Annotated in this window: 12 protein-coding genes, 3 tRNA genes and 2 pseudogenes; 10 read left to right on the top strand and 7 right to left on the bottom strand. The window is 68.1% G+C overall.

What is annotated here, in order from left to right:
* The first annotated feature begins 258 nt into the window (after positions 1-258).
* The 5 genes and pseudogenes from IF99_RS0106555 to IF99_RS0106535 all read left to right on the top strand — a co-directional run bounded on the left by IF99_RS0106555 (position 259) and on the right by IF99_RS0106535 (position 2,651).
* Entirely contained in the window at positions 259-510 is a 252-nt protein-coding gene (locus tag IF99_RS0106555; RefSeq protein ID WP_030995393.1) for a hypothetical protein, read from the top strand.
* Complete coding sequence (locus IF99_RS0106550; protein ID WP_030995392.1) at positions 498-743, top strand: hypothetical protein; 246 nt, start codon at positions 498-500, stop codon at positions 741-743. The genes IF99_RS0106555 and IF99_RS0106550 overlap by 13 nt, the downstream gene beginning before the upstream one ends.
* Before the next feature lie 174 nt (positions 744-917).
* Complete coding sequence (locus IF99_RS35695; protein WP_030995391.1) at positions 918-1,124, top strand: replication initiator; 207 nt, start codon at positions 918-920, stop codon at positions 1,122-1,124.
* Positions 1,124-1,344: pseudogene (locus IF99_RS34720) on the top strand (helix-turn-helix domain-containing protein). The gene IF99_RS35695 and the pseudogene IF99_RS34720 overlap by 1 nt, the downstream one beginning before the upstream one ends.
* Positions 1,344-2,651, top strand: a complete 1,308-nt coding sequence (locus IF99_RS0106535; protein ID WP_030995390.1) for a tyrosine-type recombinase/integrase — start codon at positions 1,344-1,346, stop codon at positions 2,649-2,651. The pseudogene IF99_RS34720 and the gene IF99_RS0106535 overlap by 1 nt, the downstream one beginning before the upstream one ends.
* A gap of 79 nt (positions 2,652-2,730) precedes the next feature.
* Here IF99_RS0106535 and IF99_RS0106530 read toward each other — a convergent pair whose 3' ends face one another.
* Positions 2,731-3,171, bottom strand: coding sequence for a hypothetical protein (locus tag IF99_RS0106530; protein WP_030995389.1), 441 nt, complete (start codon positions 3,169-3,171; stop codon positions 2,731-2,733).
* A gap of 22 nt (positions 3,172-3,193) precedes the next feature.
* Positions 3,194-10,381, bottom strand: coding sequence for a polymorphic toxin-type HINT domain-containing protein (locus IF99_RS0106525; protein ID WP_078655009.1), 7,188 nt, complete (start codon positions 10,379-10,381; stop codon positions 3,194-3,196).
* Between the two features lie 525 nt (positions 10,382-10,906).
* Here IF99_RS0106525 and IF99_RS0106520 point away from each other — a divergent pair.
* Entirely contained in the window at positions 10,907-14,362 is a 3,456-nt protein-coding gene (locus IF99_RS0106520) for a DNRLRE domain-containing protein (RefSeq protein WP_030995387.1), read from the top strand.
* A 575-nt stretch (positions 14,363-14,937) separates the two neighbouring features.
* On the opposite strand, the gene IF99_RS0106510 is transcribed toward IF99_RS0106520, so the two are convergent.
* Positions 14,938-15,702, bottom strand: coding sequence for a zinc-binding dehydrogenase (locus tag IF99_RS0106510; protein ID WP_199806462.1), 765 nt, complete (start codon positions 15,700-15,702; stop codon positions 14,938-14,940).
* A 6-nt stretch (positions 15,703-15,708) separates the two neighbouring features.
* On the opposite strand from IF99_RS0106510, the gene IF99_RS34260 reads away from it, so the two are divergent.
* Positions 15,709-15,849, top strand: coding sequence for a hypothetical protein (locus IF99_RS34260; protein WP_199806461.1), 141 nt, complete (start codon positions 15,709-15,711; stop codon positions 15,847-15,849).
* Between the two features lie 492 nt (positions 15,850-16,341).
* Here IF99_RS34260 and IF99_RS0106505 read toward each other — a convergent pair.
* The 3 genes from IF99_RS0106505 to IF99_RS0106495 form a co-directional block, all read right to left on the bottom strand.
* Positions 16,342-16,415, bottom strand: a tRNA-Ile gene (locus IF99_RS0106505).
* Between the two features lie 134 nt (positions 16,416-16,549).
* A tRNA-Asn gene (locus IF99_RS0106500) sits at positions 16,550-16,622 on the bottom strand.
* A gap of 5 nt (positions 16,623-16,627) precedes the next feature.
* Positions 16,628-16,700: transfer RNA gene (locus tag IF99_RS0106495), tRNA-Asn, on the bottom strand.
* Between the two features lie 496 nt (positions 16,701-17,196).
* Between IF99_RS0106495 and IF99_RS0106490 the strand changes: the two genes are divergently transcribed.
* From IF99_RS0106490 to IF99_RS0106480, 3 genes are all read left to right on the top strand, one after another.
* The gene (locus IF99_RS0106490) at positions 17,197-18,648 is read left to right on the top strand and encodes a xylulokinase (RefSeq protein ID WP_030995385.1); all 1,452 of its coding nucleotides are present in this window, start codon (positions 17,197-17,199) and stop codon (positions 18,646-18,648) included.
* 113 nt (positions 18,649-18,761) lie between these two features.
* On the top strand, positions 18,762-20,495 hold the full coding sequence (locus tag IF99_RS0106485; RefSeq protein WP_030995384.1) for an ABC transporter ATP-binding protein: 1,734 nt from the start codon (positions 18,762-18,764) through the stop codon (positions 20,493-20,495).
* On the top strand, positions 20,495-22,423 hold the full coding sequence (locus IF99_RS0106480; RefSeq protein WP_030995383.1) for an ABC transporter ATP-binding protein: 1,929 nt from the start codon (positions 20,495-20,497) through the stop codon (positions 22,421-22,423). The genes IF99_RS0106485 and IF99_RS0106480 overlap by 1 nt, the downstream gene beginning before the upstream one ends.
* Positions 22,424-22,506: 83 nt before the next feature.
* Here IF99_RS0106480 and IF99_RS0106475 read toward each other — a convergent pair.
* A pseudogene (locus IF99_RS0106475) lies at positions 22,507-23,693 on the bottom strand (sigma-70 family RNA polymerase sigma factor); the annotation flags it as partial.

The following is a 23,693-nucleotide window of genomic DNA, read 5'->3' as shown; positions in this document are numbered from 1 at the left end:
CTCGTTCGGCACGAGTCTCCCCCTTCGCCTCAGGACGGCACTAGGGACGTTCTACACGGTGCAGGACGTCCCGAAGTGGGGTTTGGTGGAGGTTCCTTCGTCCCGGTGACCGGCGTGAGGATCGGTGCCGACCCTGCGGCACCAACAGGCCCTGGGACACGCATCAACGCCGCCGAGGAGCGTCACCGTGCGAATGAGCGCCACCCCACGTGTTCCTGCCCCGCGACTGGACGCCCGGTCACGCGCCGCCTCGCCGGGGTGGTCACGATGACGGCCCCCACCCCTGATGCCGACGGGCACACCGTCTCGCCCGATGCCGGCGCCCTGGTGGTCGACCGGCGGAACAGCAAGGTGGGCGTGGTGATGGGGCATGTGGGGCCGTACGTGCAGCTTCGGCCGCCGCGCGGTGGCCGGGAGTGGGACGTGCCGCCCGAGGACGTACGTCCACCGACGCCGACGGAGGAGTTGAGCGCGAAGGTGGCCGTGGCCAACCGGAGCTGGGGACGGTGACCCCTCGCTCGGTCCTGCGCTACGAGACCTGGACGCTCCAGCCCGACCGCGAGCCGGACGCGGAGCCAGTCCTGTACGCGATGCAGTGCGCCGTGGACGGAGAGACCTCACCGGCAAGCGAGGAGTTCGCCGAACCGCAGGAGTGGGTGCTGCGGCACTGCGGTCAGAACCCGTCCCACCACACCTACCGGGAGATCATCACCCGCCCCTGGCGGACCTGGCGCCAGACGTGACCCGCCTCGCTCGCTCAGGAGCCTCACCGCGCTGACCCACCCGACTCCCGCCCCTGCCAGGGACGCGGCGCCACCCTCCTGCCTCACGGAACCCCGGTCCCCTGCACCGCCTGCGGCGGCACCGGGCAGGCCCGGCCCCTGCCCCGCCTCGCCGTCGCCCGGCACGTGCGGCAGATGATCCGCACCTGCTGGGAGTTGGGCCGCCTGCAGGAGTTCGCCGAACTCAAGCTCTGGAAGTGGGCACACATGCTCGGCTTCCGCGGCCACTTCTCCACCAAGTCCCGCGCCGCGGGTTACAGCCCCGGCGCGAGTCTCCTCGCCGCCGCTGTATGGCATCGCAGGGAACTGGAACGGCAGTTCATCGCGGAAGGCGGCTGCTGATGGTCTCGCCTCCGCTCGCGGGTCTCCGCCCGGAAGTGGTCCCGGTGCTGGATCTGCTCACGGTGCCCCAGGTGATGGCCCGCCTCCAGCTCGGCCGCTCCGCTGTCTACGACCTTCTCCGCACCGCCCAGCTCGCCTCGATCACCCTCGGCCGCGCCCGCCGCATCCCCACCCACTCACCGATTTCATCCGCACCCGACTCGAACAGGACGCCGCTTGATGACCACGCCCCGCGACACCCCCGCCTCCCGCCGCGTCCGCGCCAACGGCGACGGAACCGTTTACCAGCGCAAGGACAGCCGCTGGGAGGCCGCCGGATACGTGCTGGCCCCCGGCAACACCCGCAAGCGCATCCGCGTCTACGGCACCAACAGGAAGGAGGCCCTGGCCAAGCTCACGGAGAAGATCGCCGCCAGCAACCGCGGCCTCCCCCTCCCGTCTGCGCAGGGCAGCGTGGCCGCGTACCTGACGTACTGGCTCGACGCTGTCGCCGTTCACCAGCTCCGCGAGAACACCCACACCCGCTACACCGCCGTCGCCCGGCTCTACCTCACCCCCGGCCTCGGACGGAAGAAGCTCGCCAAACTCACCGCCAAGGACGTCCGCACCTGGCTCAACCAGCTCCGCACCACCTGCCAGTGCTGCACCCGCGGCCTCGACACCGCCCGTGTCGAGGCCCTCTGCTGCGCTGCCGGAAAGTGCTGCGCAAGGCGGCTCTCACCGCTGACCTTGGCCTACGTGCACTCCGTCCTCAAGTCGGCCCTGGAGCACGCCGTGCGCGAGGAGGAGATCCCGCGCAACGTCGCCCACAACGTCCCTACTGGCACGCCACGGCCTCGCCGCTTCGAACCCCTCACCGCCGACGAAGCGCGGACGTTCCTGGCCGCCGTGCGCGGGCACCGGCTGCACGCCCTGTTCGAACTCGCTCTTCACACCGGGCTCCGCAAGGGCGAACTTCTCGGCCTGCGCTGGGAAGATCTCGACCTGGCCGGCGGGACGGCCAGCATCCGACGCACCCTCCAGCGCACCAATAGTGGCGGCCTGACCGCCCTCCCCACAAAGACCCAGAGCTCGGAGCGGCGGATCGCACTGCCCACCGAGTGTCTGCGCTCCCTCGAACAGCACCGCGAACGGCAGCGTCAGGAACGCGAAGCGGCAGCGACGGGCTGGAAGGCGAGCGGCTACGTCTTCACCCGCCCCGACGGCACCCCGATCGAGGGTGCCACCCTCACCCGGCACTTCAACACCCTGCTCCACCGGGCAAGGCTGCGCCGCATCCGGTTCCACGATCTCCGGCACTCAGCGGCCACGCTCCTCCTGGAGCAGGGAGTGGAACTCGTCGTGATCAAGGAGCTGTTGGGCCACGCCCACATCGGCGTCACCGCCACCGTCTACGCCCACGTCCGGCTCCGCCTCCAGCGCGACGCCATCGACCTCCTCGGTCACGCCCTCCGCGAGCCCACCAGGAACACCAGCAAGCCCGACGACGGCGACGAACCACCCCTCTGCGCAGCCCCCGTCCGCTGACGTTGCCGTCAACTACTGCCGTCAAGAGCCCCAGAGGCCCCGCCGGATTCAAGAAATCCCGGCGGGGCCTCTGGCTTGTTCAAACTGACAGCTCCTGCTGCGCCTCGGCATACGAATTAGCCGGGACAAGCTCTGACATCTTCCTGAAGAAGATCATCCCCGCCGCTTTGACAGCCTCTAGGAAATCCGAAGATGAAGCATTTACCGTCTTCGTTTCTTCGCCAATCTTGGCGGTCACCAAGACGCGAGACCCTGCGGCCCGAAAAGAGAGCTTGATCGGCTGATCCGGGAAATAGGTCTCCGCATAACCCGACGACTGCATTTTTGTCACCATCTCAGCGATATAACACCAGAGCTGGTCAACGTAGTCCCACTCTTCAGTGCCGATGATTTCCAATCCATCAACGGACAGTCGAATGGCGCCCTCAATGTAGTCCAGGTCGGGCGGCGGGGTACGGCAGGCTTCCACCTGCACGAACCCACCGTTCGCGCCCTTCAGGAACGTCTCGATTTCAACCACGTCTCAGGTCCTTCGATGATGGTCATTCCGGATAGAACTGGCCCACTCGACCTCTATTCATGCCGAGTACGTAATCGACGCCGTTGACGTTCCCGCGAATCTGATACATGCCTTGGCTGCCTCGCTGAACCAGCGTATCGCGGTTCTGCCGCATGACTTGACCGATAGCGCCTTGGACGTCATCAACACTCATGCTCGAATCGAAAAAGGACTGCGTTTTCTTCACCGAGCCATCCCAATACTTCGGGTGATGTCGAGTGAGGATGTGCTCCATTCCCTTCTTATCCAGCATGAGGGACTGATTCCCGAACTGGAACCGCTGACTGCTCCAGTCCCGGAGAGCGGGAAGGCACCCTCCACTGTTATGAACCAGAACCGGAGTCTGCCCCGCCAGCACATAGTACGTGTGGAAGACGTCAACGGTCAGGTTGTAGGTGCGCTGGCGCTTCTCATAGTGCCGTATTGCGGTGACCGTGGCCTTGTCGCCGGAGGTCGTGCGCAGGTGGGTGCCGATTTCGAGCTTGCCGGCGTCGATCCAGCCGTCAGCGTCGACGGACCAGAACGGATGTCCGTCCGTTGCGGTCAGAGAGGCCGGACCATCCTCCGTAGCGATCGCCAGGTCGACGAATTTTTTGTCGTGTTCGGTCGTGATGGTGGCGGTGACCGTATGCGCCCGCGACTCTCCAGTGGAAGGGTCGGTCGCTATGACCTTCTCCCCGGTCTTGACGTCCTCGATCTTTTTCGTACTGCCGTCAGCGAGTGCCACCTCGGTATCAGCAGTGAAGCTGTTCTTACCGCCGCATGTGATTGCGGAAAGCCCATGCGCCTTAGGCGCAGTACCTCTAGCCCTTCCTCCAGGCCGCCCTCGGATACCCTCGGGTAGACCTACATCATCGGAACCCGGCGGCACCGATCGCAATCCAATGAGGTAAACGGGATAGCTGTCACCGTTACCACATTTCAGCCCCGTACAGATGCTCAGTACAAGGTTTACCTTCTCATTCCATTCGCTTTCATAGTCGAATGACCCATACTTCTCATAGTCTTTCTTGAATGCCTCTATGAATTTTTTCACGAATTTCTTCACGTTGCGGGAAGGAATTCGCAAGACTTGCCCAGTTTGTTCGTTCTTCCAAACCGGTGAAGTCTGAACTGCGGCGCCGTAACCGTCTGCCCTTTGATCGATCGATTCCAGCGGGACCGGGTCTCGCTCCTTGGCGTCTCCGCCACCCAGACCGTGGTACCTGCCGTTCTCGTCCCTCAGCTGTAGAATCAATCCGGTTGGATCTGATTGGGAAACGGGGCTGTTGTTGCTGTAGCTGTACCCGTTGATCTGTTGCGGATCGGTGAGGCTCACGATCGGGTCGGCGCTGATGAAGCGGCCTCTGGCAGCGTCGTATTCGCGGGCGCCGATGTGGGTCAGGTCGGTGGTGGTGTCGTCGATACCGACGCCGAGATAGGTGTGTTTGTTTGGCCAATTGGTGGGTTTTGTTCCGCGGGTTTCGCCGTAGGGCTTGAATTCGCGGCGGGTGATCGCTTGGTTGCCGGTGAGTTCGACGGCGCTTGAGGAGGTGCCGAGAAGGTCGGCGGGGGTGACGGTGAGGCGGTGGGCGGTGGTGGCGCCGTTGCTGGTGGAGCGGGTGACAGTGGGGGTGCCGGCCTGGCTGTAGCTGCGGGTGGCTTTAGTGATCTTGCCGTTGGCGTCGGTGGCGAGTTCGGTTTCGCCGAGGTAGAGGGTGCTTCCGGTGGCGGAGTGTTCCAGGAGGCGGTTTCCCTCGGTGTCGTAGACGTAGGTCGTCTGGGACGTTCCGACGGTTGCTGTTCTGAGTTTTCCGTCCTGCGTCCACTTCAGGTCCTGGGTCCCGGTGGGCAGGGTGCGGGTTTCGGTGTTGCCGAGGGCGTCGTAGCCGTAGGTGCTGTTCTGCCCTGCGTCGGTGGAGGTGACGGCGGTGAGGGTGTGTGGTTGGGCGAGGGTGGGAACGCTGGTGCCATTGCCGGTGACTTGCTTGCCGTAGGCGTAGGTGTTGGTGACGTTCTTGGTGGCGTCGCTGGTGTTGTGTTCGGTGAGGGTGTTGCGGTTGGCGGCCCAGTCGTAGGTGAAGCTCTGCCAGTAGCTGGTGGCTCCGGTGCTGACCGTGGTCGCGGCGGGGGCTGCGCTGGTGAGGGTTTCGGTGAGGGAGGTGTCAGGAGTGCCGGTGGTGTCCGCAGCGGTGTCGGAAGCGTCCGCACCTGCGAGTCCGGAGGGCTCGGCGTTGGTCTGATAGCCCCACTTGGTGCCAGCGGTGTTCTGGCAACCACTTCCCTTGCCATTGGGGACCAGGTTGGAAGTCCAGGCGTGGACGAGTTGACCGAGGCGGTCGTAGGTGTAGCACTGGTTGTCCCAGGTGCCGTCGCCGAACTGCCGTGCCTGGGAGGAGATGAGGCCGGAGGCGTCGTAGGAGTAGGTGCTGTCGGTGACGCGGTGGGGGCCGGCGGTCTCACGGTCGGTCACGGTGCGCTGGAGGCGACCCGTGTGCTCGTCTATGAAGTTGGTGGTCCACAGGCGGGAGGGCTGCTTCCCGCTGACGGAGCGCAGGACCTCGCCGAAGGGCGAGTAGGTGGTGTCGGAGGTGTACCAGTCGATACCGGACGTGGATTCGGCAAGGCCGTCCTCGTCGTAACGGGTCAGGACGCGCTCGGCGGCCAGTCCCCCGACAGCGGGCAGCGTGACGCTGAGGGGCTTCCCGGTGGGCGTGTAGGTGTACTGATAGGAGTAGGCGTCCCGGTCCAGTCCCTTGGTGAGGTCGTTCTTAGGAATGACGATGTCTTTGCCGGTGGGACGGTAAGCGGCGTCGTAGCCGGTGACCCTGCTGACGTATTTGCCGGTGCTGTCGTAACGGGTGGAGGAGACAGGCTGGCCCAGGGCGCCGGGGAGCGTGTCGTACGTGTACTCCTTGGCAAGGGTGGGGTTCTTGTCGCCTTCCCACACCTTGGTGACGCGGCCGAGGATGTCGTAGTCGATCGACGTGACCCGCTCGAGAGCGTCCTTTGCCTTGGTCCGGCGTCCGGCGTCGTCGTACGCGAAGCTGCTGTTGCCGGAGTCGGGGTCGTTCTGGTTCTTGAGCTGGCCGAGGGCGTTGTAGGTGTAGGTCCACTCGGTGCCGTCGGGGCCTGTGACGTGGTTGAGGTTGCCCCGGGCGTCATACTCGTAGCCGGTGACTCGCTTCGCGGTCGCTGCGGCGTTGACGTACTGGCGGATCGAGGTAGTGCGTCCGAGGACGTCGGTGTAGGTGTCGGTCACGGGTGTGGTGGAGCCGGGTGCGTCGACCTTGGTGTAGTTGTCACCGTAGGTGGTGTAGGTGGCGTACTTGAAGGTCTGACCGTAGAAGGTGGAGACCTGGACGGGGCGTTCGCGGCCGTCGTAGCGGGTACGGGTCTTGCTGGGGAGCAGGCTGTCCGAGCGTCGCTCGAACAAGTGGGTCGAGGGCTCGCCCTTGGCGAGGTAGGGGCTGGTCTGCTCGTCGACGAGGCCGTGGTCGTTGTAGCTGGTGTCGGTGACGATCCGCCCGCTGCCGTGGGCTTCGCTCTGTGTCTGGACAGCGCGTTGCAGGCCGTCGTAGAGGGTGACGGAGCTGCTGTAGGTGCCGTCGTCCTTCAACGTACGTGTGGTGACGGCGGCGGGCGAGGTCGTCTTGGCATCCGCCACAGCCGCCTGGTAAGCGATCTGCACGTCCGGGTTGGTGGCCGAGGTGTGTTCCGGTAGCCAACCCTTGATCAGGCGGCCCAGTGCGTCGTACTCGGTGCGTGTTACCCGGTTGTTGGGGTCGGTGACTGTCAGGGCGGAGCCGCGCCCCGGGTCGAAGGTCGTGGTCGTGCCACGGCCCATGGCGTCCAGGACCTTCATGGAGGTGACGGGGCCTCCCTTGTCCTCCGGCTTGTCCACAGAAGGGGTGTACTGCGTCTCAACGGTGCCTTCACCGGGCTTGCTGAGGGTCTGGGTCCGGCCCGCAGCGTCGTAGGTGACGGTCGTTTTGAGGTCGCAGCACTTGCCGTCGCCATCGGTCGTGGCGAAGGCCGTGGCCTCACCCTTGGTCGGTGTGGCGCCGTAGCTGCCGCCGTCGTAGCTGGTCTGGACGGTACTGATCAGCTTGGTGGCCGGGTCGGCGTCGGAAGTGCCGGAGCAGGGGGTCGCCGTGGTGCGAATTTGCTTGGCCAGGCCGATGATCCAGCGGTCGGCCGCCGGGTTGTGGACGTAGTCGGTGATGGTGCAGTTCTGCTCGCTGAGGGTTTCGCCGCCCGACTTGGGCTTGACCACAGAGGTCTCCACCCTCACCGGTAGTCCATAGGTCTCCTCGACCTCGGTCGTGGTGCGCACGGCCTCCCAGGTGGTGCCGACGGTCCTGATGGCGTCGGTGCGCTTAGTCCCTGAGCGGTACGCCTTCAGGGGCGGGAGGTCCGTGCCGTCCTCGCTCTCGCGCTCCCGCGAGGCTGTCTGCTTGAGCCAGGGGTAGTTCAGGGTGCGCTGGACGACTCGCCCGTCGGTGCGGTCGTAGGTGATCGCCTCAGCCACAGTTCCGGCGAAGGGCCCGGCGTCGTCGTCGGTAAGGGTGTACGCCCCCGTGGAATCCTTGACCGCACCGCCTGTGCCCTGGAAATACCTGGTGGTCTGCGTCGACTGGGCCTGCGGGTCGCCGGCCTTGACGTTGCCCTTCTTGCCCTTGGTCGTGGTGACGCTGCGGTAGCCGCGCCAGTCGCTGTAAGTGCGCAGCGAAGGCTTGCTGAACTCGTCGTCGCTCTTGGCCCAGGCCGGGTCCTTGTAGGTGTACTGCGTGTAGATGGGGTCGCCGTGTGCGGCGACCTTGTCCGTCTCCACGACCGAGGAAACGACGTACTTGTTGAACCACGCCTTCGCCGGCTTCTTCTCCTCGCCGTCCGGTGACCAGCGCACGGGGAAGCAAGTGCCGTTCTTGCTCTCCGCGTCCGAGGCGGGCTCGGCGGAACAGCCACCTGTGTACTGGACCTCGATGTCACCGCCGTCAGGGGTGGAGACGATTCCGATGCGCGGGCGCGTGAAGGGAGGCCGCTGGTCCTTGGGCCCGCTGGTGACGAGGTTGGGGAGCTGGCGGTCGAGGAGCCTGCCGTGCAGGGGGTCGCGGCTGCCGACCGTGTACGCGGTGAAGCTGACGCCGAAGGCCGAGTCCTGAGTTCCGGTGCTGTCGCCGGGGGCGTAGCCGCGGTGGGTGATGGAGTTGAGCCACAGGCCGGGCGCACTGTCGTACCAGTCCTTAGGGAAGGACTGGTTGAGCTTCCAGCTGTCGACCTTCCCGAGGGTGCTCTGTCCTGGGCGGGCAGCCTTGGTGGTGATGGTGTCCAGGCGCATCTGCGTCCAGAACGACGGGAAGCTCGGGCACAGGTCCGAGGTCGACTTGCAGTTGAGGCTGCCGGGGGTGTCCCACCAGTACCGGTAGGCGCCGGGGTCGTCCGTCTTGGCGAAGTTCGCGGACGCGCACAGGGTGGCCGACTCCAGGCACCGCTGAGCGACGGTGAACTCGATGGTGGCAGCGGCCTTCGTCAGGTCCGAGGCGCGCATCCCGTACTCGATGGACGTCGGGTAGGCGAAACGGTCGTACTGCTCGGGGGACTTGTACTTCTTCCGGGCGCTGTAGTAGTTGGTCTCCTGCTTCCAGTTGACCACCGTAGTGTTGCCGTGCAGGTCGACGATCTTGTCCAGGCCCCACCGCCATGCCTGCTGCTTGCCGCTGCCGCACCGGGAGTCGGCGAAGGGGTCCTGGTGGCAGGGCTCGCCGGGGTGGTTGCCGAAGACGGGGACGGTGGAGACGGAGTCCGTGGTGGCGTGCCCGCCGCCGACCGCGTTCAGGCCGTAGTAGTAGTCCGTGCCGTCGGTGGTCGTGACGACCCAGTACTCGCCGTCGTTGTCGTCATTCGTACCGCCCGTGCGCAGCTCGATCCGGGTGCCGTCGTCCTCCTGCGGACGGTAGACGTCCCCGTCCGCGCCGACCTTGACGAGTTCGGTGCTCTTCCCGTTCAGGGACATCACCGCGTTGTCGGACACCCAGCACAGGTCACCGGTCTTGTCGCTCTTCGCAGTGTTGTTCGGGGTTCCGGCGTTCAGCTTCTTCGTGTCGTCCGAGCAGGAACGGTAACGGCGCTCGATATGGCCCGGGTCGTACCCCCAGCCCTCACCTATCCACGACGACTGCGGCGAAGCGATCGCCGTCTTCCCGTCGACTTCCTGTGAGTTGTACGAAAGAGAGACCTGGGGGGTGGGCCCGGCGGGCGCCGGCGGAGTGGTGAGGGGGTAGGACCAGGCGAACGCGCCGGAGGAACTGCCCGCCGACCACTTCCCGCTCGACGCCAGCGGCGTTGCCTTGAAGGATCCGCCGGGGCCGCTGCCGGAGTCGACGGCGCCGACCACCGCCGAGGAACCCGAGGCGGCGGCCGAACTGATCGCCGTCTTCGCCCACTGTGTGGAGACGCCTTGCGTGACGAGAGGTGTGTTCGGGCGGGGTGCGACAGTGGCGGTGACGGTCTTGGTCAGGGTGTCGTTGGTGGTCTCCAGCTCCTCGTACTGTCGGCACTCCTCGATGTCCGGCGTCGTCCGGAAGCAGTCGGGGAACTGCACCAGCCGCAGCCGTGAAGCCCAGTCGGCACCGTAGAGGTTCTGGAACTTCGCGTAGTCGAGCTCGACCGATACCGGAACGGCATCCGCCGAGGGAGCGTCGACCTGAACGACGGCACCGTCAACGCCCTGTTCGACCACGTCGGTACGCGCGTCCAGACTGACCTGCCAGGTGCCCGTGGGCGCGGGCTGGTCGGGAGCCTGCCCCAGCTTCACCGGCAGCGAGCCGACCGGCACCGCGTCAGTCGCCGCCTGGGCGGACAGGGTGCGAGCGGCGGTACCGGAGAAGGTCACTGTGCCCGAGCCGGCCGCAGGTGGTGTCGCCGTCCCCGAGGGAGCCTCGTGCTGGTCGTCGGGGACCTCGGCCTTGAGCGTGTCCAGGTTGACGTCGAAGGTCCCGCCGTCCACAGGCTTGTCCTGCTTCAGCTTCTCCAGAACCAGCTCATCGCGGCCCACCTCGGCCTGATCAGGACTCGGTGGCACCGCGAGAGCCTGCGCCGGCAACAGCCCGAGGACCAGCGCCACACCGAGGACTGTCCTGATGGCACGACGTGATGGACGGCGATGTGCACGCCGCGATTGACCGAACACTGGCGGAAGTCCCCTCGGACCGTGGGAGCGAGACCAGACCGGTCACGCGGGAGACAGCAGATGCCCGAGATTTTGTGACGCTGAAGTGAAGAACCGCCAGCTATGAAGTTCCTGCGTGAACATCATCACGCGTCAAAACATGACTTCAATTACAGCAGCAACCTCTTCGCCCAAACTGATGCCTTCGAGCCGAACAGCGCAATCAATCCGCCACCAAACAAAAGCCCCCTGGGGTGTCTAATGCCGCATCACTGAGGGTCTTTTGTAGCTATTGACGAGTGTTTAGCGCTTCGTGAGAGGAGTACGGATGGCGCGACCTGCCTCGATGGGCGATCGGAGCGGCAAATCTGATGCCCTGGATCGCGTGTTCCATGTGTGGAGATTCCGTGACCTGCGGTGCGGTGGCGGGGCATCATCAGCACGCTGACCGCGCCCTCTACGTGCCCCGCACGCGAAGTCCGGCCTGTCGCAAAGCCGTGCCGGGTCGTTACGGCCAGGCCCCAAGGGGAGGAACACGTACCGTTGTTGTCACAACGACAGAGGCGCCGCAGACGCGGCGCCCTCACAGCCGGCGGACTCGCCGCAGCGATCCTCGCCTCAGGGCTCATCTACGCCGGGCTCCACGACGACCCCGCGCAGTCGGCCGCCGCGCCTGCCCGCCCCGCGAAGGCCGCACCCCGCACGGTCGACGAGGCTGTCGCCGCCGCTTCCCGAACCGGGAAATCCGTCGAGGTGACGGCGCTGCGCGCGCCCACCTCGACGACGTGGGCGCGCCCCGATCACCTCATGGAGCGCCGCATCACGCCCGTACCGGTCAGGGTCTTCAAGGACGGCGAGTGGAGGCAGATCGACGCCACCCTCACGCGCACGAAGAGTGGCTGGGAGACCAAGTCGACCAGCGCCCGCATATGGTTCTCGCCCGGCGGACGTGGCGAGGACAAGCGGTCGTCCCGGTCGGTGCGCCGCGTGTCCCTCCTCCAGCAGGCGGCAGCGGCTGACGCCGAGCTGCAGACCCCACTGGCGTCCCTCGATGTCGGCGATCACACGGTGCAGTTGACGTGGCCCGGTGCCGTGCCGGCACCCATCGTGGACGGCTCCCGCATCCTCTACCCCGAGATCCTCCCCGGCGCCGACCTCGTCCTGACCGCGGACGACGGAGGCTTCGCGCAACTCTTGGTCGTCAAGAACCGGCAGGCGGCGTCCGACGCGCGCGTGCGCCAGCTCTCGTACGGGCTGACGTCGAGCACCCTCGTCTTCCGCATCGACCCGCTCTCCGACATCGTCTCGGCCGAGGACAAGAACGGCGACGAGGTCGCCTTCTCCCCGTCCCCCGTCATGTGGGACAACGCCGGAATGCCCGCGGTGACCGACGGCCAAGTGGGCGCGAGCGCGCAGCCCTCCACTGCCGAAAGCCTTCCCCCGGCCTCCTCCGAGACGCCCGAGGAGAGCACCACTGGCACCCCGGAAGAGGAGACCGAGGTGGAGACGGACGAGCAGACCGACACGAACCCGGAAGTGCTCCCAAGCTCCAGCGAGGAGCCGGCCCCCTCCTTGTCGGAAGCCCCTCTGCCTTCCGTTCCTGCGGAGCCGACCGCTGCCCCGAGCCAGTCCGGCAGTGCGGCAACCCTCGGCCTTCCCTCACTGGACGGGCCCGGTCCCGACAGCCACGGCTCCCTCGTGGACGCCGACCTGGTGGGGGACCAGTGGCTCATCAACCCGGACGCGGACTTCCTGGACGCCGACGACACGGTGTATCCGGTCTTCATCGACCCCTCGATCTCGAAGCAGCTCAAGAGCTGGACGACCGCCTACAGCCGTTTCCCGAAATCCACGTTCTACAACGGCCGCAACTTCAACAAGGGCGGCACTCACGAAGCGCGTGTGGGCTTCGAGTCGGACACCTGGGGAACGTCCCGCTCCTTCTTCAATATGGACTTCGGGTCGGACCTGAAAGGCGTCAAAATGGAGGACGCCACGCTCCGGCTCCTGGAAACGTATTCCTGGTCGTGCAGCGCCCGCTCCATGAGCGTGCACGTCACCGGGAAGATCGGGTCGAAGACCAACTGGTCCAACGCACCCAAGCTCCACGACGGCAACAAAATCACCAGCCGGTCCTTTGCTCACGGGTACAAATCCGGGTGCGGTGACGCGTACGAGACCTTCAAGGTGACCAAGCAAGCCCAAGCAGCTGCCGAGGGCGGAAAGGACATCATCACCTTCGGCCTGCGTGCAACGGACGAGAAATCGCAGTACGCGTGGAAGAAATTTCGCGCCAATGGCAATGACGGCATCCCCATCCTGAAACTCACCTACAACCGCAAGCCCTCCGCCCCCACCGGCCTGGACCTGAGCCCCGACTCGAAGTGCACCACCACGGAGCCTTACGTCCGCATGGGCGCCGAGGACATCACCTTCACGGCCAGTGCCGCCGACAAGGACGGCAACCTCGACTACCTCGACTTCGACCTGTGGCCCACCGGTAAATGGGACACCACGAAGGACCTGCTGAAGACGACGGGACAGGCCAACCTCTCCGGCTCCTCGGCCAAGGCCACCACTGCCAAATTTCCCACGAGCAAACTGACCAACAACACGCTCTACTCATGGCGTGTACGAGCCGTAGACGACCGCAAGGCGACCTCCTCCTACTCGCCGTCGAAAACCCCCTGCCGGTTCATCCTCGACACCAAGGCTCCCAAGGCCCCACAGGTGACCTCCACCGACTTCCCTGACGCCGATCCGAGTGACAACGGCTTCGGCAACGGCAACGAAGACGCGGCCTGGAGCACCAAAAAATTCGGCACCGCGGGCTCCTTCACCTTCCGCGCGCTGAACACCGACGTCGTGAAGTACGAGTACAGCTTCAACGGCGGCAACTACAACTTCTCCCGCACCCGCACCGCCGGGACAGCGACCTCCGTCAAACTCACCATCACCGACGCCAAACCGCCCACGGCAGGCCCCAACGTTCTCTTCGTCCGTACCGTCGACGGAGCGGGCAACGTCTCCCAGCCCACGAAGTACTACTTCTACGTCTCCCCACGCGACGAAGCCGACGCCCCAGGCGACTTCACCGGCGACAAGCTGCCGGACCTCATGGTGGTGACCGAGGCCGGCAACCTCGCGCTCTACCCCTCCCAGGGGAAAGCCACTGACGTCACGAAGGGCAGCGGGGACCTCGACTACTCGATGTCCGGCGCCTACCGCGCCAACCCGAGCAAGGACCCCGCGGGCGACGACCTCCCGCCCTACGTCTCCGCCTCCGGCCACTTCAAGGGCAACGCCCTCATCACCCACAACGGCGACATCTACGGCGGCGACGGCCTCCAGGACCTCGTCGCCCGCGTCGGCGGAAAACTCTGGGTCTACCCCGGCGACGGATACGGAGCGGTCAACACCGACAAACGACGCGAGATCCTCCTCCCGTCCAACGCACCCGACCCCGCCACCCTCACCCAGATCGTCGCCGCCGGCGACATCACCGGCGACGGCAAAACCGACTTCTTCGCCACCGTCGGAGACGCCCTCTGGGCCTTCACCGGCTACAACGGCGCCGCCATCTCCACCGCCACCCGCCTGACCAGCTCCCCTTGGCTCGACCGGGACATCGTCATGGTCCAGGACGTCAACGGAGACGGCGCCGCCGACCTCGTCTTCCGCGACGACTCCACGCAAAAGCTCCACCTCCGCCTCGGGAAGAAAGCCGCTTCCGGCGGCACGGACATCAACTCCCTCGCTGTCGCCGCCAACTCCGTGACGGGCGTGGACGACCCCTACAGCGGAGGCGGCTGGTCACGCGCCAGCATCCCCTTCGTCATCGGCACTCCCGACGCCAACGGCGACGGCATACCCGACGTCTGGACTGTCCGCAGTGACGGCTCCGTCCGCTTCTACGCAGGAGACAGGACCGTCCTGCCAGGCGCGGGCACCACCATGATCACGGCGAACGACGCCTGGAGGAAACGCATCGCGGTCGGCTGAACAACAGCCGTCGACCTGGGCCGAAAGTGCGAAGTGCGCTTCATCTCTCTTCGGCCCAGGTCCCCCGCGTTCTTCGTCTCCTTCGGAGCCCGGAGAACGCGGTCCCGCATCTACATACAAGCTGGTGCGTGATAGCGGTTGACGGGTGATCGAGCGAGGGTGGAATGAGCCGTGGTGATCATGGTCGGCCGGAACGTCCTCGCGCATCAGCTGTGCACCGGTGTCTCCACGGCAGCATCTGGCTTACTTGATCGAGGAGTTGCCTGGCGCGTGGCAGGCCATGATCGAGGGTCGTCGTCACGAGGCCTCCCGCGCCGCCCGGCCAGTCCCCAGCAAGGTCTACCGCTTCCTCGGACCATCTGGCCGCTGACCTGGTCAGGGACGGGGTCGGTCAGCTCGTGGTCGGTGCCCTCGACCGGCGTCGTCCACTCCCCCTAGCTGGACAGCCACTCCGGTTCACGCATGACGGGGTCTTCGTCGGGAGGGAAGCGATGAGGGGGCAGGGTGCTGGGCGGCGAGACCGCCCGGCACCCCGGGGGTCCGCAGAGTGGCGGGCCCGGTGGGGCTTCCGTGGGTCAGGCGTGCGGGGTGAGCACGCCACGGAAGCGCATCTTGCCCGAGGAGAGCCGGTCGTAGGCCTCGGTGGCCCGGTCGAGCGGGAACGTCTCGGTGATCGGCTTGACCTTGCCCTTCGCGGCGAGGTCGAGCACCTCGGACAGGTAGTGCTGGCCTCCGTGGGTGGAGCCGATGACCTGCTGGCGCATCATGTGGAACGGCACGCCCTCGGAGGAGATGGAGAACGGCCGGGTGAAGTCCAGGCCGCTCAGCACGACACGTCCGTCGGGGCGCAGGCCGGTCATCGCCTCTTCCGCCGCGTCGAAGGCGTTGGTGGTGATCAGCAGGACGTCCGTCCCACCCAGGTCGCGCAACTCCTCGCCGTTGGCGACGACGTGGTCGGCGCCCAGCCGGGCGGCCAAGTCGTGCTTGTCGGGTGAGTGCGTGAGAGCGATGGTCTCGAAGCCGGATGCCTTGGCCATCTGGATGGCGACGTGCCCCAGCCCGCCGATGCCCACGACCGCGACCTTCTCGTGCGGCCTCGGGGAGGCGTCCCGCAGGCCGCTCCACGTGGTGTACCCGGCGCACATCATCGGCGCCGCGTCCTCGTAGGCCAGGCCGTCGGGCAGCAGGACGGTTCCGGCGGCCGTGACCGCGATGTACTCGGCGTGGCCGCCCTGCACCGAGAAGCCGGTGGTCCGCGCCCCGGGGCAGTTCATCGCGGTCTGGCCGGTCAGCGGCCGGTTCTCGCGGCAGTAGTCGCACCGGCCGCAGGACGCCTGCACCAGGGATTGACCACCGCGTGGGCCAACGCCTCCCCGGCCCTGCGGTCGCTGGCCGACCGGCCGGCCTGGGACCCCGAACGCCTGCGGACCCACCGCGCCGCGATGATCGCCGCGGTGCAGGCTCTCACCACCCCGCCCCCTCCCTGAACGGGAGGAAGCAACTGGGCCATCGCGCACGGCTCTCACGCCCCGAGGCGCCGGACGCTGCAAGGGGCCGGTGATCCGCTGAGGCGTCTCCTCCGGGGCCTGGCACACGGCATGGTCGCGAACGGAGGAAGTGCTGCCGGGCGATCCGATCGCCGCCACGGCGGACACCTCGGCACCTGGTCCAGCCCTCAGCCGGTCAGGGGCGCCGGACCCCGGTTCTCTGGAGCCTCGCCGCTGGGTCGCCTACGGTCTTTTGGCGCCCGCCGTTCTTCTCCGGGCAAGCTTTCGGCCGCCAGGCATACGCTCCGTAGCCACTGCCGGGACGGCTTCAGGAGACCGTGAGCTGCGTCCGTTCGGCCGAGTCGAGCAGAACCCGTGCGCTTCGCGCGAGCAGCGGATGAGCAAACGGTCTTGGCCCTCCGGAGGAACCCGCCCGCGGAACGAGACCGGCTCAGATCCCCGCGCCACCAGGTTCCCCCGGGAATCTCGCGGTGGGGCGGCTGGGACTCGAACCCAGGACCGACGGATTATGAGTCCGCTGCTCTAACCGGCTGAGCTACCGCCCCGTTGCGGCGCGTCGGGTGGACCCTGTCTGCGCCGTCTGCCGCAGCATAGCCGGTCATACGATCTCTCGCCTCGGATGGGGCCGACCTGCTGTGACACGCAGAAGGACCCCGGCGAACCGGGGTCCTTCGCTGTGCTCTCCCGACTGGACTCGAACCAGTAACCTGCCGGTTAACAGCCGGCTGCTCTGCCAATTGAGCTACAGGAGACCGAGCTCCCCCGACTGGACTCGAACCAGTAACCTGCCGGTTAACAGCCGGCTGCTCTGCCAATTGAGCTACAGGGGATCGACCTGCCGCAGCGGTCACGGGCCCGCTCTGGGCGGGGGGTGCTCGCTGCGACTCATACATTAGCGCAAGCAGGGGGGTGCTTTGCCAATCGGTTGGGGCTGGGGCCCGGCTCACGGGGAACCCTCATCGGGACAGGCCGGTGCGCCGGGCGATGATCGGGCAAGATCACGTACGGGCAGACCGACGCAGACCGAACACGAGGGAAAGGGTGGCCGCCATCATGCGCTACCGGATCGCATTCGCCGCGGGCGCGGCCCTGGGGTACGTCCTGGGGGCCAAGGCCGGGCGCGAACGCTACGAACAGCTCGCGAAGTACGCCCGGCAGGTCTCGCGCTTCCTGGTCACCGACTCACGTGAGTCGGTGACCAGGAAGCCGGCCCGCCCTTTCGCCGTTCGCGGGAGGGGCCGTGCTCCTCGCGCCGGAGGGCCCGTGCCCCTTACGCCGTACGGCCGAGTGCCGCTCGGCCGTGCGCGTGCGGCACAATCCCCTGTCATGGGGATAGTCGCGGGACTGGACAGCTCGGCAGAGGCGACCCGGATCGTGGTGTGCGACGCGGACACCGGGGCCGTGCTCAAGCAGGGGTACGCCCCGCACCCCTCCGAGGGCGCCGAGCCGCACGAGACCGATCCGCAGTCCTGGCTGCTCTCGCTCGGCGAGGCGGCCGGGGGCGGGGTGCTCGAAGGAGTGCGGGCGATCGGGGTCTCGGCGCAGCAGCACGCGCTCGTACCGCTCGACGCGCAGGGCGCGACGGTGCGGCCCGCCCTCATCGGCTCCGACAAGCGCATGCAGGCGACCGCCGCCGACCTCGCCGACGCGCTCGACGGCGGCCGTACCGCCTGGGCGGAGGCCGTCGGTTCCGTACCGGGTCCCGGGCACCAGGTCACCAAGCTGCGCTGGCTCGCGAAGAACGAGCCGGAGAACGCCGCGCGGACCGCCGCCGTGCTCCAGGCCCACGACTGGCTCGTGTGGCAGCTGCTCGGGCGGCCCGCGCGCCGTACGACGGACCGGGGCGGCGCCTCGGGGACCGGCTTCTGGTCGGCGGGTGAGGGCGTGTGGCGTCCCGATCTCGCGGAACTCGCGCTCGGGCACCAGGTCGCGCTGCCCGAGGTGCTCGGCCCTTCGGAGGCCGCCGGGACGACGCCCGAGGGGCTGCTCATCGCGCCCGGCACCGGCGAGACGATGGCCGCCGCCTTCGGGCTCGGGGTGTGCGCGGGCGACGCGGTCGTCTCGCTCGGCGGCTCGGGCTCGGTCATGGCGGTCCACCACGAGGCGATCGGGGACGCGGCCGTGACCGCGCTCGCCGACGCGACCGGGATGCACCTGCCCGTGGTACGGCTGCTCAACGCCGTACGGGTGCTGCGCGGGACCGCGGAACTGCTCGGCACCGACCTCGACGGGCTCTCCGCGCTCGCCCTCAAGTCGACCCCCGGCGCGCACGGCCTCGTGCTGCTGCCCTACCTCGCGGGCGAGCGCACGCCCGACCTGCCGTACACGGCGGGCACGCTCAGCGGGCTGCGGCGCGAGTCGATGCGGCCCGAACACCTGGCACGCGCGGCCTTCGAGGGGATGCTCTGCTCGGTCGCCGACGCGCTCGGCGTGCTGCGGGCGCGAGGGGTCGAGGTGGAGCGGGTCTTCCTGCTCGGCTCGGCGGCCGAGCTGCCCGCCGTCCGGGCCATCGCCGCCTCGCTCTTCGCCGCGCGCGTCGTCGTGCCCCAGCCCGCCGACTACGCGGCGCTCGGCGCGGCGCGGCAGGCGGCGTGGGCGCTCGGGGTGCACGAGGGACGGCTCGACCCGGCGCGACCGCCGCAGTGGCGGGGGGCCGCCGCGCAGGTCATCGAGGCGGACGAGGAGGAACGGCTCGTGGGGGCCGCGGTGCGGCAGCAGTACGCGGCGGTGCGGGAGGAGACGCACCCGGGGGCCTTCGGGGAGCGGAAGCCGCTGTGATCCCGCACCGGGGGCTGCCGGATTTGACCCGGGCTTGAATTAATCGGTTGGTCCGGGCGCGGGCACATCGCTCAGGATAGGGAGGCTCTCGACCCCTCTCCGACAGGCGCAGTGTGCTCATACGACTCCTGCGGGCCTCGCTGGCCCCCTACAAACGCCACATCGCCCTTCTCGTCCTGCTCCAGTTCGTCCAGACCTGCGCCGCGCTCTACCTGCCCACGCTCAACGCCGACATCATCGACAACGGTGTCGTGAAGGGTGACACGGGCTACATCGTGAAGTTCGGCGGCCTCATGCTGCTCGTCGCCGTCGTCCAGATGGCGGGGAACGTCGGAGCCGTCTTCTACGGGGCCCGTACCGCCGCCGCGCTCGGACGGGACGTGCGGGCGCGAATATTCGGCCGCGTGCAGTCCTTCTCGGCGCGCGAGGTCGGCCAGTTCGGCGCCCCGACGCTCATCACGCGGACGACGAACGACGTGCAGCAGGTGCAGATGCTCGTCCTGATGTCGTTCACGCTCATGGTCTCGGCGCCGATCATGTGCGTCGGCGGCGTGATCCTCGCGCTCGGCCAGGACGTGCCGCTCTCCTCGATCCTGCTCGTCGTGATCCCCGTGCTCGGCGGCTCGGTCGGGCTCATCGTGCGCAAGCTGCGTCCCCTCTTCCGCACCCTCCAGACCCGGCTGGACACCGTGAACCGGGTGCTGCGCGAGCAGATCACCGGGAACCGCGTCATCCGCGCCTTCGTGCGCGACGAGTACGAGGGCAGGCGCTTCGACGGCGCGAACGGTGAGCTGACGGAGGTCTCGCTCGGCACCGGGCGGCTCTTCTCGCTGATGTTCCCGACCGTCATGACCGTCGTGAACCTCTCCAGCGTCGCCGTCGTGTGGTTCGGCTCGCACCGCATCGACAGCGGCGGGATGCAGATCGGGGCGCTGACCGCGTTCCTCTCGTACCTCATGCAGATCGTGATGGCCGTCATGATGGCCACCTTCATGTTCATGATGGTGCCGCGCGCCGAGGTGTGCGCCGAGCGCATCGAGGAGGTGCTCGGCACCGCGTCGAGCGTCGTGCCGCCGCGCGCCGGGATCACGGAGCTGCGCCGGCACGGGCGGCTCGAACTGCGGGGCGCGGGCTTCCGCTTCCCCGGGGCCGAGGAGCCGGTCCTGCGCGGGATCGACCTCGAAGCGCTTCCCGGCGAGACGACGGCCGTGATCGGCTCGACGGGCAGCGGCAAGACGACGCTGCTCGGCCTCGTGCCGCGCCTGTTCGACGCGACCGAGGGCGAGGTCCTGGTCGACGGCGTGGACGTGCGCGAGATCGACCCCGCGCTGCTCGCGCGCACGGTCGGGCTCGTCCCGCAGAAGCCGTACCTCTTCTCGGGGACGGTCGCGAGCAATCTGCGGTACGGGAACCCGGACGCGAGCGACGAGGAGCTGTGGCACGCGCTGGAGGTCGCGCAGGCGAAGGGCTTCGTGGAGGAGCTGGAGCACGGGCTCGACGCGCCGGTGGCGCAGGGCGGCTCGAACTTCTCCGGCGGGCAGCGGCAGCGGCTCGCGATCGCGCGCGCGCTCGTGCGGCGCCCGGAGATCTACCTCTTCGACGACTCCTTCTCGGCGCTCGACTACGCGACGGACGCGGCGCTGCGCGCGGCGCTCGGCCACGAGACGGCGCGGGCGACGGTGGTGATCGTGGCGCAGCGGGTCGCGACGATCCGCGACGCGGACCGCATCCTCGTGCTCGACGAGGGGCGCATCGTGGGCGTCGGGCGGCACCACGAGCTGATGGAGACCAATGAGACGTACCGGGAGATCGTGCTCTCCCAGCTGACGGAAGCGGAGGCCGCGTGATGGCCGGACCCGGTGGACGGATGGCGGCCGGAGCGGCCGGAGCGCAGGGTCTGGAGGACTTCAGGGGGACGGCGAAGCGGCTCGTGCGCCGCTTCGCCCCGTACAAGGCGCTCCTGACGGGGATGCTGCTGCTCGGCCTCGTCAGCGTGGCCGCCTCGGTCTCGGGGCCGAAGATCCTCGGGCACGCGACCGACCTGCTCTTCGGCGGGGTGATCGGCGGGCAGTTGCGCGCCGGGCAGACCAAGGAGCAGGTCATCGAGGCGGCGCGCGAGCGCGGTGACGGGGGCTTCGCCGACCTCCTCAAGGGGGTGCACTTCACACCAGGCGAGGGCATCGACTTCGGCGCCATCGGTGAGGTGCTGCTCGTCGCGACGCTCGTCTTCGCGCTCGGCGGCGTGCTCATGTCGATCTCGGTACGGCTCTCGAACCGGGCGATCAACCTCATGATCAGGCGGCTGCGCGAGGACGTGCAGGCGAAGCTGTCGCGTCTTCCGCTCTCGTACTTCGACCGCCGTCAGCGCGGTGAGGTGCTGAGCCGCGCGACGAACGACATGGACAACCTCCAGCAGACGCTCCAGCAGACCCTCGGGCAGCTCGTCAACTCGGTGCTGACGATCATCGGGGTGCTCGCGGTCATGTTCTGGATCTCCTGGCTGCTCGCGCTCGTCGCGCTCGTGACCGTGCCGCTCTCCGCGCTCGTCGCGACGCGCGTGGGCAAGCGCTCGCAGCCGCAGTTCGTGCGCCAGTGGAAGTCGACGGGCGAACTCAACGCGCACATCGAGGAGATGTACACGGGCCACACGCTCGTGAAGGTCTTCGGGCGCCAGGAGGAGTCGGCGGAGGTCTTCCGCCGGCACAACGAGGCGCTGTACGACGCCTCGAACCGGGCGCAGTTCACGAGCGGTGTCATGCAGCCGCTGATGATGTTCGTCTCGAACATCAACTACGTGCTCGTCGCGGTCGTCGGCGGGCTGCGGGTCGCCTCGGGCACGCTGTCGATCGGTGACGTTCAGGCATTCGTCCAGTACTCGCGGCAGTTCTCGATGCCGCTCACGCAGGTCGCCTCGATGGCGAACCTCATCCAGTCCGGGGTCGCCTCCGCCGAGCGGATCTTCGAACTGCTCGACGCCGACGAGCAGAGCCCGGACCCGGCCGAGCCGGAGCGTCCGCGGGAGCTGCGCGGGCGGGTCGCCTTCGAACACGTCTCCTTCCGCTACGAGGAGGACAAGCCGCTCATCGAGGACCTGTCCCTGGAGGTCGATCCGGGCCAGACGGTCGCGATCGTCGGCCCGACGGGCGCGGGCAAGACGACGCTCGTCAACCTGCTCCTCCGCTTCTACGACGTGACGGGCGGGCGCATCACGCTCGACGGCGTGGACATCGCGCGGATGCGCCGCGACGACCTGCGCGCCGGGATAGGGATGGTGCTCCAGGACACGTGGCTCTTCGGCGGCACGATCGCGGAGAACATCGCGTACGGGGCCGCGCGCGAGGTCGGCCGCGAGGAGATCGAGGAGGCGGCCAGGGCGGCGCACGCGGACCGCTTCGTGCGCACGCTGCCCGAGGGCTACGACACGGTGATCGACGACGAGGGCACGGGGGTGAGCGCGGGTGAGAAGCAGCTCATCACGATCGCGCGCGCCTTCCTCTCGGACCCGGTGATCCTCGTGCTCGACGAGGCGACCAGCTCCGTGGACACGCGGACCGAGGTCCTGATCCAGAAGGCGATGGAGCGCCTCGCGGCCGGGCGCACGAGCTTCGTCATCGCGCACCGGCTCTCCACGATCCGCGACGCGGACACGATCCTCGTCATGGAGAACGGGGCGATCGTGGAGCAGGGGACGCACGAGGAGCTGCTCGCGGCGGGCGGCGCGTACGCGCGGCTGTACGCGGCGCAGTTCGCGCAGGCGGTGGCCGAGGTCGAGTAGCGCGCGGGGCACGGGGCGTCTTCGGCGCGGTACGGGGCCTCTCCCCCGTACGGCGTGGGGGCGCCCCGTTCCCGTGCCGTGCCTCAGTCCAGGTAGCCCCGGAGCTGGTCGGCGAAGGCGTGGGAGCGGAGCTTGGCGAGGGTCTTCGCCTCTATCTGGCGGATGCGTTCGCGCGTGACGCCGAAGAGGGTGCCGATCTCCTCCAGCGTGCGGGGGCGGCCGTCGTCGAGTCCGTAGCGGAGCTGGATGACCTGGCGTTCGCGCTCGCCGAGGGTCGAGAGGACGTCTTCGAGGTGGCGCCTGAGCAGGAGCAGCGCGGCGGACTCGGGGGGCGAGGGGGCGTCGCCGTCCTCGATGAGGTCGCCGAGCGCGACCTCGTCCTCGCCGCCGACGGGTGTGTGGAGCGAGACGGGCTCCCGCGCGAGGCGCAGGACCTCGCCGACGCGTTCCTTCGTGAGGCCGAGGAGCGCCGCCACCTCGGCGTCGCTCGGCTCGTGGCCGCGCTCCTGGAGCAGTCCGCGCTGGACCCGTACGACGCGGTTGATCAGCTCGACGACGTGCACGGGCACGCGGATCGTGCGGGCCTGGTCGGCGAGCGCGCGGGACATCGCCTGGCGTATCCACCAGGTGGCGTACGTGGAGAACTTGAAGCCGCGCGTGTAGTCGAACTTCTCGACGGCGCGGATGAGGCCGAGGTTGCCCTCCTGGACGAGGTCGAGCATCGTCAGGCCGCGCCCCGCGTAGCGCTTGGCGACGGAGACGACGAGGCGCAGGTTGGCCTCGATGAGGCGGCGTTTGGCGGCGCGGCCGAGGACGACGAGGCGGTCGAGGTCGAGGGCGAGGCGGGTGTCGAGGGGGCCCGGCCCTGCGAGTTTCTCCTCGGCGAAGAGGCCGGCCTCGACGCGGCGGGCGAGTTCGACCTCGTCGGCGGCGGTGAGGAGCGGTATGCGGCCGATCTCGCGTAAGTACTGGCGGAAGAGGTCGGGCGCGTGGCCGCCGGGAGGGGCCGGGGTGCGCGCGCCGGTCCGCTGGGCGGGGAGGCCGGGCAGGGGCTGGGCGCGGAGCTGAGTGGACACGGAGACCGGCCTCCTGGAGTTCGCTGCCACGTACCCCCGGCGGCCCCGCGGGCGGGCGGGTCCCGGGAACCTTCTTCAGTGTGGGACAGACGGGGAGCGGTCACGAGGGGCGTGCCGGGACTTTTTGCGAGCGGGCTGTGACGGGGGGTCAGCGGGTGGGGCGGATGCGCGCGGTGGGGCGGGCGGGGGGGGCC

The organism is Streptomyces sp. NRRL F-5630 (assembly GCF_000719475.1).
Lineage (GTDB): Bacteria > Actinomycetota > Actinomycetes > Streptomycetales > Streptomycetaceae > Streptomyces.
Note: the sequence above shows the minus strand (reverse complement) of the source record. Positions and strands in the feature narration are given on the sequence as shown.

Excerpts from the sequence above, each read along its gene's own strand:
- IF99_RS35695 (WP_030995391.1), top strand. The coding sequence starts at position 918 with ATGATCCGCACCTGCTGGGAGTTGGGCCGCCTGCAGGAGTTCGCCGAA.
- IF99_RS0106535 (WP_030995390.1), top strand. The coding sequence starts at position 1,344 with ATGACCACGCCCCGCGACACCCCCGCCTCCCGCCGCGTCCGCGCCAAC.
- IF99_RS0106490 (WP_030995385.1), top strand. The coding sequence starts at position 17,197 with ATGGGGATAGTCGCGGGACTGGACAGCTCGGCAGAGGCGACCCGGATC.
- IF99_RS0106480 (WP_030995383.1), top strand. The coding sequence starts at position 20,495 with ATGGCCGGACCCGGTGGACGGATGGCGGCCGGAGCGGCCGGAGCGCAG.